Source organism: Enterobacter sp. K16B, from assembly GCF_020216105.1.
Classification (GTDB): Bacteria; Pseudomonadota; Gammaproteobacteria; order Enterobacterales; family Enterobacteriaceae; genus Enterobacter; species Enterobacter sichuanensis.
Genome location: NZ_JAIWJZ010000141.1, coordinates 1 through 13547, shown reverse-complemented (window position 1 = coordinate 13547; position 13547 = coordinate 1). Strand labels below are relative to the sequence as shown.

The following is a 13547-nucleotide window of genomic DNA, read 5'->3' as shown; positions in this document are numbered from 1 at the left end:
GTGGCGCTGCGCTTACCCGGCCTACAAAACCCGTAGGTCCGTGCAAGCGTAGCGCCGCCGGGCGAATCAGGCTGATGCCCTCACCGCAGGGCGCAGCCTGCTCAGGCTAAACAACACCGATCCCGTCGAGGCGATGACGGCTATCCACAGTGCAACCTGGATGGCATGTTGATGGTCCCATCCCGCCGTCGCGGCCAGCAGTACGCCCACCGCGGCGGCGCCGAGACACTGGCCAAACGTCCTGACGATAGACAACACCCCTGAGGCATAGCTGGCATATTCCCGCGCCACGTTAGAGAGCATCTCCCGGTTATTGGGGCTCTGGAAGCAGCCAAACCCAATCCCGCAAACCAGACTGCGCAGGCAGATATTCCATGCGGAAGGGCTGTCTGGCAACGTCGCCAGCAGGACCAATCCACCGACAAAAATCATTAGCCCGAGGGTCGAGATCAGCGGCGCGGAAAGGGTATCTGCCCAGCGCCCCGCATGCGGCGCGATCAGCACAATGCCAATCGGCCACGGGGTGAACAGCAGTGCGGAAACCACCGGGCTGTAGCCATAGACGCTCTGAAACAGGAACGGCAGCGCGACAAACGTGATCCCCTGGCTCACAAACGACGCCAGCGAGGTCAGCGCGGCGAGGGTGAAACGTGCGTTTTTGAACATCACGGGCGGCAGGATGGGACTGTGCGCGCGACGGACATGCCAGATAAAGGCGAGGGCACTCACCAGAGCAAGTACGCCCCAGCACACGGCGGCCCGGTTAAGGTGTTGCGTCACGTGCTGAAGGCTGTCGGCCATCATGATCGCGGAACCTAACAGCACGGCGGAAAGCACGGCGCCCGGTGCATCAAAGGGCGATCGGTCAGTAGCCGATGCCTGCGGCAGGGCCCGCCATGCCAGCAGCAGAGCGATACTGCCCGGAATAATGTTAATGGCGAACAGCCACTGCCAGCTCAGGGCGTCCAGTATTGTTCCGCCGAGAACCGGGGCAATCGCCGTGCTGGAGGCGATAAGCAGGGCGTGCAGCCCCAGAATGCGGCCAAGCAGTCGACCCGGGAAAACGGAACGCAGGATCGCCGGGGCGATACTGAGGGTGGCCGCGCCGCCGACGCCCTGCAGAATACGCATCCCGGTTAACATCTCCGGCGTGGTTGCCAGCGCGCAGCCGAGTGAGGTGAGCGTAAAGGTGGCGAGCCCGGCCAGAAACACCGGGCGATAGCCCACGCGTGCCGCCAGCGCCGCGAAGATGGCTAGCGTCATCGCCGCTGAGAGCAGATAACCGTTGGCGAACCACACCGCGATATTCGCAGGAACCGCCATGGCCTCAGCCATCGAGGGGAGCGCAATGTTGATCATGGTCCCGTCAAACACGCCCATCAGCGTGGTGGTCATGACGGCGGCCAGGACCCGGGCGCGTTCATGCCCGGGTAAACCTTCATCACCGGGCTGGTTTGAAAATAGCGTCATCGTCGTCACTCCACAGAAGAATATTGATGACGAAACTATATTCATGCGCTATACAGGGCGGAAGACGCAGCAATTGCAATTTATCATTGCATATAACGCCCTATCTGAGGATTCACCGTGTCCGATCCTGATTTTAACCTTCTGGTTGCGCTCGATATTTTGCTGGCAGAAGCCAGCGTAGCGGGTGCGGCGCGACGTTTAAACCTGAGCACCTCCGCCATGAGCCGCACGCTTAGCCGGCTGCGGGAGGTGACCGGCGATCCTATTCTGGTGCGGGCCGGTCGTCATATGGTCCTGACGCCCTGGGCAGAAGCCACCCGGGACCGCGCCAGAAGCGCCGTGTATGAGGCAAGGGCGGTGCTCCAGCCCTCCACGGAAACGCTGAAGGTGGAAAGCCTTGAGCGGTTGTTCACCATCCGCGCTAACGATGGTTTTGTGGTAGCGTTTGGACCGCTGCTGATTGCCGCGGTGGCGAGCGTTGCGCCTGGGGTGTGTATTCGTTTCTCGCCGAAACCTGAAAAAACGTCGCGCTATTTGCGGGAGGGGCTTGTCGATCTGGAGATTGGCGTGCAGGGCAATATGGGGCCTGAAATACGTCTGCAAAGACTCTTTCAGGACCGGTTCGTTGGCGCGGTGCGCAAGGGTCATCCGCTGTCATCACAGCCGGAGGTCAGCCTGAGTGACTACGTTGCCTGGGGTCATGTGCTGGCTTCGCCTGACGGCTCGTTACGCGGTTTTGTCGATGAGGCGCTGGCGGAACGGGGGATGAAACGCAAGGTCGCAAGCGTAGTGCCCGGTTTTCCGACAGCGTTATCCGTGGCGCTGGCGTCCGATCTGATTGCCATGGTACCGGCGCTGTACCTGCTCAATCAGCCGATGTCTGAGCGCGTACACATCTTTGAGCTGCCGTTTAAGACCCGCACCATTACGGTTTCACAGATGTGGCATCCGCGTATGGAGCGGGATCCGGGGCATCACTGGCTCAGGGAAAAGGTCCTTGAGGTGTGCCGCACGGTTTGTTGACGCTCAGAGCCCTTTTCCCGGTACGGTGAGGATGAAGCGCGTCGACACCGCGTCCGATTCGACGCGGACTTTTCCGTGATGCGCGGTGACGATGGATTTCACGATCGCAAGCCCAATCCCGCTGCCTTCCCCCTTACGCTGCCTGGACGGATCGACGCGGTAAAAGCGGTCAAAAAGCTTCGACAGATGCACCTGCGGGATCGGCGTGCCGGGGTTTTCTGTGATCAGCTCAACGTCGTTACCCCGTTTGCTGATGGATACCGTCACCGTTTTCCCTGTTGGGGTATAGCGCAGGGCGTTGGATAACAGGTTATTGATGGCTCTTCTGAACATCTGCGGGTCGCCTTCTATCAGGCAGGGCACGCCGTGAAAGGTGAGCGTGATGTGGCGTTCTTCCGCCCAGGCCTCGAAGAACTCGAAAACTTTTCGCACCTCCGCGCCGAGGTCAAACAGCACCCGGTCAGGGATCAGCTGGTTGTTGTCCGCCTGCGCGAGAAAAAGCATATCGCTGACCATCCGGGTCATCCGGTTGTACTCTTCCAGGCTGGAGTAGAGAACATCTTCCAGCTCCTTTTGCGTCCGGTGCTGACTCAGCGCAATTTCCGTTTGTGTCACCAGGTTGGTGATGGGGGTTCTGATTTCATGCGCGATATCGGCGGAAAAATTGGCCTGCCGGGTAAAGACATCTTCAATTTTCCCCATCATCTGGTTGAACGAAATCACCAGCTGTTCCAGCTCAACGGGCACGCGAGACGGCTCCAGACGCGCGTCCAGATTTTCCGAGGTGATATTTTTAATGGCGTTACTGACGTTACGCAGGGGTAAATGTCCCTGGCGAACCGCGATGCGAATGACGAGCACAATCAGCACGCTAATCACCGCGGCAATCGCGAACAGATTCTTTTTCAGCGCCTCAAGATAGTGAAGATGAAAATTAATAGAGAGCCCGATCAGCATAACGTAGTTCTGCGTTTTGCCCTGCAGCGTCGCCGTTCCTGAAGAGGCGATAATCCGGTAGGTTTCCATCTTCATGTCGGACCCGGCATGCATGGCCATGTCCGGGTCATCGACCGTCCAGAGAAACACATCCTGTGCCTGACGGTGTTGGCTAAAGTTCGCCGTGTTCATCGCCGGGCGTAATGCTGCGCCTTGTGCCGAGCTGAACAGGGTATTGCCCTGCGGATCCAGAAGCAGGACGGCAACGTTGCGGTAGCCGGCAAGCGACTCTTTGAGCTTGCTGATTTTCTTTTGATCGGGATCGGCCGGGGACTGCAGTATGCGGTGCATCGCGCTGCTGATTTGTTGCAGGTCGCTGACGTCCTGCTCGGCGAAATGCTTTTCGACGGAATGCAGCATAAACCAGGTAAAGGCGAAGAAGGCCAGTAGCGTGGAGAGGCTGATAAAAAAGGTCAGCCGCAGGGCGAGAGAAAAAGGGCGCCTGGGAAGCTTAACGGGCATCCGGCACCTCCAGCATATAGCCCACGCCGCGCACCGTCTGAATCAGTTTGGGTTCAAAATCGCTATCGATTTTTGCGCGCAGCCGCTTAACCGCGACATCGATTGCGTTTGTGTCGCTGTCAAAGTTCATGTCCCACACCTGGGAGGCAATCAGGGAGCGGGGAAGCACCTCGCCCTGATGACGCAGGAAAAACTCCAGCAGGCTGAACTCTTTGCTGGTGAGCTGAATGCGACTCCCGGCCCGGCTCACTTTTCTCGACACGAGGTCAACCGTCAGGTCTGCCGCCTGAAGCTGGCTTTCTGCAATCACCGTATTCCCGCGCCTTAGCAGCGTTCTGACCCGGGCGAGCAGCTCCGCAAAGGCGAAAGGCTTAATCAGGTAATCATCAGCGCCCAGCTCAAGTCCTTTTACCCGGTGTTCTATCGTCCCGAGGGCGGTCAGCAGCAGTATGGGCATCCCTTTGCCGGCAGCACGGAGCATGCGGACGATATCCCAGCCGTTTACATCGGGCAGCATGATATCCAGAATCAGCAGGTCATATTCCGCCGTCATGGCGAGGTGGTACCCGGTCAGGCCATTATCCGTGTGGTCCACGATAAACCCCGCTTCCGTCAGCCCTTTGCTGAGGTATTCCCCGGTTTTCATTTCGTCTTCAACGATCAGTATTTTCATCTTGCTCCCCAGACTGGCTGCTGAAGACATTCTAGTGAGCCCGGGATCGTTCACAATGACTTATGCCAAAAATGACAGCATTGTCATTATCCTGTCACCGGTCAAACAGGATGCGTTCAGTAGAGTAACCCTAAAAATACTCTGGACTTCATGAACCTTTATGTTCCTGTTAAAACGACTCAGCATCAGTGTGGTATTTATCCTGGCAGGCTGCGTTTCGCTGGCCCCTGAATACCAGCGCCCGGCGTCACCGGTACCCCAGCAGTTTTCGCTCTCGCGTAACAGCCTGACGACCGTGGCGGCCGGGTATCAGGACACCGGCTGGCGCCACTTCTTCGTCGACCCGCAGATATCAGGATTGATTGAAGAAGCCCTGAAGAACAACCGCGATGTAAAAATGGCCGCCCTGAAGGTTGAAGAGGCCCGGGCGCAGTTCAGCGTGACCGATGCGGATCGTTATCCTCAGCTAAACGCCTCCTCGGGAATCACCTACAGCGGTGGGCTGAAAAGTGACAACCCCACCACACAGCAGTACGACGCCGGTCTGGCGCTTAGCTACGAACTCGACTTTTTCGGCAAGCTGAAGAACCTGAGTGATGCCGACCGACAAAACTTTTTCGCCAGCGAAGAGGCCCGCCGCGCGGTGCATATTCTGCTTGTCTCGAACGTGTCGCAGAGCTATTTCAACCAGCAGCTGGCCTATAAACAGCTGCGCGTTGCCCGGGAAACGCTGAACAACTACCAGCAATCGTATGCTTTCGTTGAGCAACAGCTGGTTACGGGCAGCACCAACGTGCTGGCGCTGGAGCAGGCCCGGGGACAGATTGAAAGTACTCAGGCAGATATTGCCAAAAGAGAGGGGGAGCTGGCGCAGGCCAACAATGCCCTGCAGCTGCTTCTCGGCACGTATCGCACGCCGCCGGGCGACAGCGGGATGAACGCCCGCGACATTGCGCCGGTAAAGCTGCCACCCCATCTTTCATCGGCAATCCTGCTGCAGCGTCCGGATATTATGGAGGCGGAGTATCAGCTTAAAGCGGCCGATGCGAATATCGGCGCGGCGCGCGCCGCCTTTTTCCCGTCCATATCCCTGACCAGCGGCCTTTCAACAGGCAGCACGGAATTATCCAGTCTCTTTTCCGCCGGGAGTGGCATGTGGAACGTTATTCCTAAAATAGACATTCCCATTTTTAATGCCGGCAGAAATAAAGCCAACCTGAAGCTCGCCGAAATTCGCCAGCAGCAGTCGGTTGTGAATTACGAGCAAAAAATTCAGTCCGCCTTTAAACAGGTCGCCGACGCGCTTGCGCTGCGGGACAGCCTCAACCAGCAGCTTGCTGCGCAGCAGCGGTATCTTGATTCGCTAAACATCACCCTGCAGCGTGCCAGAGGGTTATATACCAGCGGCGCGGTGAGCTATATCGAAGTATTAGACGCGGAACGCTCGCTGTTTTCCACGCAGCAAACCATTCTCGACCTTATTTATGCCCGACAGGTTAATGAAATTAATCTCTTCACCGCGCTGGGCGGCGGCTGGGTCGAATAAACTCATTTAATTAAAAAGGAAATTAAACATGCGCAATTCACTTAACGCCGTTGTATTTGGTGCAATCATTATGTTTTCTGCCGGCCTTCAGGCTGAGGTTCATCAGCACGCGGAGATGAGCGCTGCCAGCGATGGTGCCTCTGAGCAGGTCATCACCGGGACCGGTATCGTGAAGGACATTGATCTGACAAACAAAAAAGTGACGATTTCTCATGAAGCCATCCCGGAAATTGGCTGGCCCGCGATGACCATGCGTTTTACTTTTATGCAGGCCGACGCGAGTATTACTGCCTTAAAAGTCGGCAGCCACGTGAATTTCTCGTTTGTTCAGCAGGGCAATCTCTCTGTACTCAAGAGCATTAAATAGCGAGAAACGGCATGGCTTCTTTAAAAATAAAATATGCCGCCACGATTATCACCAGCCTTATTGCAGGAGGGCTGATAGCCGTGACGGCATGGCAGACAATGCACTCATCGGCAACGCCAGAAAATAGCACATCTGAAAGAAAGGTGCTTTTCTGGTATGACCCGATGAAGCCCGACGTTAAATTCGATAAGCCCGGTAAATCGCCGTTTATGGATATGGATTTGGTGCCGAAGTATGCCGATGAGAATGATAAAAGCAGTGCCGGGATCCGTATTGATCCGACCCAGGTCCAGAACCTGGGATTAAAAACGCAAAAGGTCACGCGCGGAACGCTGAATTATGTCCAGACGATCCCGGCGAACGTCAGCTATAACGACTATCAGTTTGTTATTGTGCAGGCGCGCGCGGAAGGGTTCGTTGAGAAAGTGTATCCGCTGACCCTCGGCGATAAGGTGAAAAAGGGCACGCCGCTGATTGATCTTACAATCCCGGACTGGGTCGAGGCCCAGAGTGAGTTTCTGCTCCTCTCCGGCACCGGCGGTACGCCCACGCAGATAAAAGGGGTACTGGAACGGCTCAGGCTGGCCGGTATGCCGGATGAGGATATTCAGCGACTGCGTGCGACCCGCACTATCCAGACCCGGTTTACCATCAAGGCGCCGATCGACGGGGTTATTACCGCCTTTGACCTGCGCACCGGCATGAATATTTCGAAAGATAAGGTGGTGGCGCAGATTCAGGGGATGGATCCGGTCTGGATCAGCGCGGCGGTTCCTGAATCCATTGCTTATCTGCTGAAAGACACCTCGCAGTTTGCCGTTTCGGTACCGGCCTGGCCGGATACCGCCTTCCCGGTTGAAAAATGGAATCTTCTGCCGAGCGTGGACCAAACCACCCGTACGCTGCAGGTGCGCCTGCAGGTCTCAAACAAAGATGAACTGCTGAAGCCGGGCATGAATGCGTACCTGACGCTGAAGACCCACAGTCAGGAGATGCTGCTGATCCCGTCTCAGGCCGTTATTGATACCGGCAAAGAACAGCGCGTCATTACCGTTGATGCAGAGGGGCACTTTGTGCCGAAACCGATCCACGTTCTGCATGAATCTCAGCAACAGTCCGCTATCGGTTCTGGCCTTAAAGAAGGGGAGTCAGTGGTGGTCAGCGGTCTGTTCCTGATTGACTCGGAGGCCAATATTACCGGCGCGCTGGAGCGTATGCGTCACGCTGAATCCGCTGCCGACACGCATTCAGGCCATTAAGGAGACGATGATGATTGAATGGATTATCCGGCGGTCTGTCGCCAACCGTTTCCTGGTCATGATGGGCGCGCTGTTTCTCAGCGTCTGGGGAACATGGACTATCATCAACACGCCTGTCGATGCCTTGCCCGATCTGTCTGATGTGCAGGTGATTATCAAAACGAGCTACCCCGGCCAGGCCCCGCAGATTGTGGAAAACCAGGTGACCTATCCGCTCACCACCACCATGCTGTCGGTTCCCGGCGCAAAGACCGTACGCGGCTTTTCTCAGTTTGGTGATTCGTATGTGTATGTCATTTTTGAAGACGGGACCGATCTGTACTGGGCCCGTTCTCGCGTGCTGGAGTACCTGAACCAGGTTCAGGGCAAACTGCCCGCTGGCGTGAGCTCTGAAATCGGCCCGGATGCCACGGGCGTGGGCTGGATCTTTGAATATGCGCTGGTGGATCTCAGTGGAAAGCACGATCTCGCCGAGTTGCGCTCACTGCAGGACTGGTTCCTGAAGTTTGAACTGAAAACTATCCCGAACGTTGCTGAGGTGGCATCGGTGGGCGGCGTGGTGAAGCAGTATCAGATCCAGGTCAACCCGCTTAAACTTGCCCAGTACGGCATCAGCCTGCCCGAAGTTAAGCAGGCCCTTGAGTCGTCTAACCAGGAGGCTGGTGGGTCGTCAGTTGAAATGGCGGAAGCGGAGTATATGGTCCGCGCCAGCGGCTATCTGCAGACGATGGAGGATTTCAATAACATCGTCCTGAAAACCGGCGAAAACGGCGTACCGGTTTACCTGCGCGACGTTGCCCGCGTACAAACAGGGCCGGAAATGCGCCGCGGCATTGCCGAGCTTAACGGGCAGGGAGAAGTGGCGGGTGGGGTGGTGATCCTGCGTTCTGGCAAAAACGCGCGTGAGGTCATTTCGGCGGTAAAAGACAAACTGGACACATTGAAGGCCAGCCTGCCGGAAGGCGTTGAGATTGTGACGACTTACGATCGCAGCCAGCTCATCGACCGGGCCATTGATAACCTGAGCGGCAAGCTTCTCGAAGAGTTTATTGTGGTGGCCATCGTCTGCGCACTGTTCCTCTGGCACGTCCGTTCCGCGCTGGTGGCGATTATCTCTCTGCCGCTTGGACTGTGTATCGCCTTTATCGTCATGCGCTTCCAGGGGCTGAATGCCAATATTATGTCCCTGGGCGGCATTGCCATTGCCGTGGGGGCGATGGTGGACGCCGCCATCGTGATGATTGAAAACGCGCATAAACGGCTGGAGGAGTGGGGTCATCAGCATCCCGGTGAAGACATTGACAACGCCACGCGCTGGAAAGTGATCACCAACGCCTCCGTGGAAGTGGGACCCGCGCTGTTTATCAGCCTGCTGATTATCACCCTGTCCTTCATTCCCATTTTTACCCTCGAGGGGCAGGAAGGGCGATTGTTTGGTCCACTGGCCTTCACAAAAACCTACGCCATGGCGGGGGCGGCCGCGCTGGCTATTATCGTCATTCCGATTCTGATGGGGTTCTGGATCCGGGGGAAAATCCCCGCAGAGAACAGTAACCCGCTGAACCGGCTGCTGATTAGCGCCTATCATCCGCTGCTGCTTAAGGTACTCCAGTGGCCAAAAACAACCCTGCTGGTTGCGGCCTTGTCCATCTTCACGGTTATCTGGCCGCTGAGCCAGGTGGGCGGTGAGTTTCTGCCGAAGTTCAACGAAGGTGACCTGCTGTATATGCCGTCGACGTTGCCCGGCGTCTCTCCGGCAGAAGCGGCGGCGCTCCTGCAGACCACGGACAAACTGATCAAAACCGTGCCTGAGGTGGCGTCCGTTTTTGGCAAGACCGGAAAAGCAGAAACGGCAACGGACTCCGCGCCGCTCGAAATGGTGGAAACCACTATCCAGCTCAAACCTGAAGATCAGTGGCGGCCCGGCATGACGATTGACAAAATTGTTGAGGAGCTCGACCGGACCGTTCGTTTGCCCGGTCTGGCTAACCTCTGGGTTCCGCCTATTCGCAACCGCATTGATATGCTCTCGACCGGGATCAAAAGCCCGATTGGTATCAAGGTGTCAGGAACCGTGCTGTCGGATATTGACGCCACGGCGCAGAGCATTGAAGCCGTCGCCAGAACGGTGCCGGGGGTGGTGTCTGCCCTGGCAGAGCGTCTGGAAGGCGGGCGCTACATTGATATCGATATTAACCGGGAAAAAGCCTCCCGCTACGGGATGACGGTGGGCGATGTGCAGCTATTTGTTTCATCGGCCATTGGCGGTGCGACGGTAGGGGAAACGGTGGAAGGCGTTGCCCGGTATCCGATCAATATTCGCTATCCTCAGGACTACCGGAACAGCCCGGGCGCGTTGAGGCAGATGCCGATCCTGACGCCAATGAAACAGCAGATTACGCTGGGTGATGTCGCAGAGATTAACGTCGTTTCAGGCCCAACGATGCTGAAAACGGAAAATGCCCGCCCTGCGAGCTGGATCTATATCGATGCCCGCGGCAGGGATATGGTGTCCGTGGTGAACGACATTAAGACCGCCATCGCGCAGAACGTAAAACTGAGGCCGGGAACCAGCGTCTCCTTCTCCGGACAGTTTGAACTGCTTGAGCATGCCAATAAGAAGCTGAAGCTGATGGTGCCGATGACGGTGATGATCATCTTCATTCTGCTCTATCTGGCGTTCCGGCGCGTGGATGAGGCGTTGCTGATCCTGATGAGTCTGCCGTTCGCCCTGGTCGGCGGGATATGGTTCCTGTACTGGCAGGGCTTCCATATGTCTGTCGCAACCGGCACCGGGTTTATCGCCCTGGCCGGGGTGGCGGCAGAGTTTGGGGTGGTCATGCTGATGTATTTGCGTCATGCCATTGAAGCGCATCCGGCGTTGGCACAGCGTGAGACGTTTACGGAGCAGGGGCTTGATGACGCCCTTTACCATGGCGCCGTGCTGCGCGTGCGGCCAAAGGCGATGACCGTCGCGGTGATCATTGCGGGCCTGCTGCCCATTCTCTGGGGGAGCGGTGCAGGATCAGAGGTCATGAGCCGGATTGCGGCGCCGATGATTGGCGGGATGATTACGGCGCCGCTGTTATCGCTGTTTATTATTCCAGCGGCGTACAAGCTAATCTGGCTGCGCAGGCAGAAAACACCCACGGCGGTTCGTGAAGGTGACAGAGGGGTCAATACCTGATAAATTAGCTATTCAATAAGCTATTCATAAAGCAATTCAAAGCCATGATAAATCGATCCGAAACGCTACGACAACTGCTGAGGCAAGGCCCCGTATCAGTAAGGCAACTTACTGATATTATGGGGATTAGCCAGCCAACCGTTTCGCGATCGATTAAAGCGCTTGGCGATGAGGTTGTTCGTATTGGCTCAGGTCCATCTATTCACTATGTGCTACGTGATGCGCATCGCGGGTTCAGTTCGGCTCCCGTTTACCGCATAACGGAAGAGGGTACGGTAAAACCGCTGGGTAAACTCGTTCCGGTTTATCCTGACGGCTTTGTGATGGAGCAAACGGACAATATATGCCTCCATAGCGATGGATTGCCGTGGTGGTTGTTTGACATGCGACCTCAGGGATACCTTGGCCGGGCGTATGCATCCCGATATTCATCCGAACTGGGCCTGCCGCCGAATCCAGAGAACTGGAGTGACACTGACGTTATCCGGGCTTTGCTGGCTCACGGGCACGATGCGGTGGGGAACCTGTTAATTGGAGAACAGGCGCGGAATCATTTTGTCGAGATGCCGTTGCCTGTTGCCGTGGACCGGGCAACCGCATACCCGTCTCTGGCGCAGGCCGTGAGCGCCGGCGATGTACCGGGCTCCTCTGCAGGCGGCGAGCAGCCAAAATTCTGCACTTACACAGAGCGTGGCCATGTCATTGTGAAGTTTACGGCACCGGACGATAACCCTGTAAGCGAACGCTGGCGAGACCTGCTGCTGGCGGAACATCTGGCGTTAAGGGTGCTTGGCGTCGAAACAGCAGTGTTTGATTTTGGCGGACAGCGCTTCCTTGAGATCCCGCGGTTCGATCGTACGGGACCACTTGGTCGTAAAGGGCTCTTTTCTTTACGTGCGCTTGAGGCGGAGTTTGTTGGCCGGGCAAGAGAAACCTGGCCGGTACTGGTGAACGAGCTGGCAAAGCAGGGCTGTGTTCACCCGGACGCGGTCGCCAGTACGGCAAGGCTTTGGGCGTTTGGCATGCTGATCGGCAATACCGACATGCACCACGGTAATTTGTCGTTTATCAGTTCCCATGGACGACCTTACGATCTTGCGCCAGCCTATGACATGCTGCCCATGGGCTTCGCACCGAAATCAGGAGGCGCACTGGTGAATACGCTGCGTCCGGTTACGCTTATCGACGCGGTCGCAGGAAAAATCTGGCATGAAGCACTGGAGCTGGCTGAGCGTTTTTATGCTCTGGCCAGTGATTGCCGCCGTTTTTCTGCCAGTTTCTCGCCATGTCTTGCGGCATTGCGCAGCCATCTGGACGAGGCGAGGTCAAGGATATCGCGTCTGGGATAATGGGGCGGGATGTTTACGAGGGGCAGGCTTAGTGTTGCATATGTGCATCGCGAGTCTGCCTGATCAGCTTGCGCCAGGCGCGATTATGCAGAGTAAATAGCAGCATCTTATAAAAGGCTGTGGAGAGGATAGCGCTACCACTAAGCAATAACATGACGATACTCACCAGTGCCGCAGTCAGACTGACGCCCGGAAAAGGGCTACCGATCAGCGCGGCCAGCAGATAGGCTGCCGTTAATACCAGGCTTATCACCGCCAGCGCAAGGTGTATACGTACGGCGCGCATGCTGCCTTTGCCAATCATGAACATCGTCACGCCGTTGATGCCAGCGAAAAGCAGGGCGACCAGCACAACCCACACGAATACGCGTTCAGCTGGCTGGCCGAGTGCGGCGAGTACCCCATAGCCCAACCACAGCTGCGGAATGGCGAAACTGACAATCACCCCGAGCGTACTGATCGCTGCCGGAATACCCATGGTATATAGTCCCACAGACTTACCCATCTGTTCGGACAATTGTGTCTTTAACTGCTGCAGCTGTGTCGGGGAGGCATTGCTCATGCTGTCGGCCAGCGCGTTACAGTGTTTCAGGCGAAGGGATAAAATTTTAATCATTTGATTATTCGGCTTTTAAAAGAGTGAAGGATATCCGCTACGGGGCGATAAAGACGACATCGCATCGTCCCGCATGGAAGCGCTATTTCACAACCCCAGCGGCCTGGCCTCCTGTATGAACTCAATCAGAAGGCGAAGCCCGGTCGGCAGTTGCCGGCGGCTTGAATAATAGATATAAAAACCTTCCTCCAGCGGGGACCATTCCGTAAGCACCAGGCGGAGCAGCCCATCCTTCACATAGGGTGCAACAAGAGGCTCCGGAAAATACATCAGGCCGGCTCCGCCTAAGACGGCGACAAGGCCCGTTTCAGCCTGATTGACCGTCACAGAGCCTGGCACAGTGATTTGGTACGTTTCGCCGTCTCGCTCAAGTTCCCAGCGATAAATCCGATCGTCGCCGAGACGATTGCTTATACAGCGATGGTGTAATAAATCATCAGGATGTTCAGGCGTTCCGTAACGTTCCAGGTAGTCTGGGGATGCGGCGATAACCCAGCGAATATCGGCAGATAAACGCCGGGCAACCATGTCTTCCGGGACGGTGCCACCATAGCGGATACCGGCATCGAAGCCCGCATCAGTGACGTCAACCATACGGT

Annotated in this window: 11 protein-coding genes; 6 read left to right on the top strand and 5 right to left on the bottom strand. The window is 56.5% G+C overall.

The window, feature by feature from the left end; all coding sequences use genetic code 11:
- Positions 1-66: 66 nt before the first annotated feature.
- Entirely contained in the window at positions 67-1470 is a 1404-nt protein-coding gene (locus LDK53_RS21080) for an MFS transporter (protein WP_225287986.1), read from the bottom strand.
- 117 nt (positions 1471-1587) lie between these two features.
- On the opposite strand from LDK53_RS21080, the gene LDK53_RS21075 reads away from it, so the two are divergent.
- Entirely contained in the window at positions 1588-2493 is a 906-nt protein-coding gene (locus LDK53_RS21075) for a LysR family transcriptional regulator (protein ID WP_225287985.1), read from the top strand.
- 3 nt (positions 2494-2496) lie between these two features.
- Here LDK53_RS21075 and LDK53_RS21070 read toward each other — a convergent pair whose 3' ends face one another.
- Positions 2497-3951, bottom strand: coding sequence for a Cu(+)/Ag(+) sensor histidine kinase (locus tag LDK53_RS21070; protein WP_225287984.1), 1455 nt, complete (start codon positions 3949-3951; stop codon positions 2497-2499).
- Positions 3941-4624, bottom strand: a complete 684-nt coding sequence (locus LDK53_RS21065; protein WP_059386697.1) for a copper/silver response regulator transcription factor — start codon at positions 4622-4624, stop codon at positions 3941-3943. The genes LDK53_RS21070 and LDK53_RS21065 overlap by 11 nt, the downstream gene beginning before the upstream one ends.
- 160 nt (positions 4625-4784) lie before the next feature.
- Here LDK53_RS21065 and LDK53_RS21060 point away from each other — a divergent pair, with 160 nt between their 5' ends.
- From LDK53_RS21060 to yjjJ, 5 genes are read left to right on the top strand one after another with little or no spacing between them, the layout of a single operon-like run.
- Positions 4785-6170: an efflux transporter outer membrane subunit gene (locus LDK53_RS21060; protein WP_225287983.1), complete on the top strand. Its 1386-nt coding sequence runs from the start codon at positions 4785-4787 to the stop codon at positions 6168-6170.
- Positions 6171-6198: 28 nt separating this feature from the next.
- The gene (cusF, locus tag LDK53_RS21055) at positions 6199-6537 is read left to right on the top strand and encodes a cation efflux system protein CusF (protein ID WP_225287982.1); all 339 of its coding nucleotides are present in this window, start codon (positions 6199-6201) and stop codon (positions 6535-6537) included.
- Between the two features lie 11 nt (positions 6538-6548).
- Positions 6549-7796, top strand: a complete 1248-nt coding sequence (locus LDK53_RS21050; protein ID WP_225287981.1) for an efflux RND transporter periplasmic adaptor subunit — start codon at positions 6549-6551, stop codon at positions 7794-7796.
- 10 nt (positions 7797-7806) lie between these two features.
- Positions 7807-10983, top strand: coding sequence for a Cu(+)/Ag(+) efflux RND transporter permease subunit SilA (gene silA / locus LDK53_RS21045; protein ID WP_225287987.1), 3177 nt, complete (start codon positions 7807-7809; stop codon positions 10981-10983).
- 44 nt (positions 10984-11027) lie between these two features.
- A complete protein-coding gene (gene yjjJ, locus LDK53_RS21040) occupies positions 11028-12332 on the top strand; it encodes a type II toxin-antitoxin system HipA family toxin YjjJ (RefSeq protein ID WP_225287980.1) in 1305 nt (434 codons plus the stop codon).
- Positions 12333-12360: 28 nt separating this feature from the next.
- Here yjjJ and LDK53_RS21035 read toward each other — a convergent pair whose 3' ends face one another.
- Both LDK53_RS21035 and LDK53_RS21030 read right to left on the bottom strand, forming a co-directional pair.
- Positions 12361-12948 carry a hypothetical protein gene (locus LDK53_RS21035; protein ID WP_225287979.1) on the bottom strand — a complete coding sequence of 196 codons (588 nt, stop codon included), beginning with the start codon at positions 12946-12948 and terminating at the stop codon, positions 12361-12363.
- Between the two features lie 87 nt (positions 12949-13035).
- The coding region (locus LDK53_RS21030) for a LysR substrate-binding domain-containing protein (RefSeq protein ID WP_263643514.1) at positions 13036-13547 on the bottom strand (512 nt) is incomplete at its 5' end.

Coding starts and splice junctions, on each gene's coding strand:
- LDK53_RS21065 (WP_059386697.1), bottom strand. CDS start 4,624: ATGAAAATACTGATCGTTGAAGACGAAATGAAAACCGGGGAATACCTC.
- LDK53_RS21060 (WP_225287983.1), top strand. CDS start 4,785: ATGTTCCTGTTAAAACGACTCAGCATCAGTGTGGTATTTATCCTGGCA.
- LDK53_RS21070 (WP_225287984.1), bottom strand. CDS start 3,951: ATGCCCGTTAAGCTTCCCAGGCGCCCTTTTTCTCTCGCCCTGCGGCTG.
- yjjJ (WP_225287980.1), top strand. CDS start 11,028: ATGATAAATCGATCCGAAACGCTACGACAACTGCTGAGGCAAGGCCCC.
- LDK53_RS21050 (WP_225287981.1), top strand. CDS start 6,549: ATGGCTTCTTTAAAAATAAAATATGCCGCCACGATTATCACCAGCCTT.
- silA (WP_225287987.1), top strand. CDS start 7,807: ATGATTGAATGGATTATCCGGCGGTCTGTCGCCAACCGTTTCCTGGTC.
- LDK53_RS21080 (WP_225287986.1), bottom strand. CDS start 1,470: ATGACGCTATTTTCAAACCAGCCCGGTGATGAAGGTTTACCCGGGCAT.
- cusF (WP_225287982.1), top strand. CDS start 6,199: ATGCGCAATTCACTTAACGCCGTTGTATTTGGTGCAATCATTATGTTT.
- LDK53_RS21035 (WP_225287979.1), bottom strand. CDS start 12,948: ATGATTAAAATTTTATCCCTTCGCCTGAAACACTGTAACGCGCTGGCC.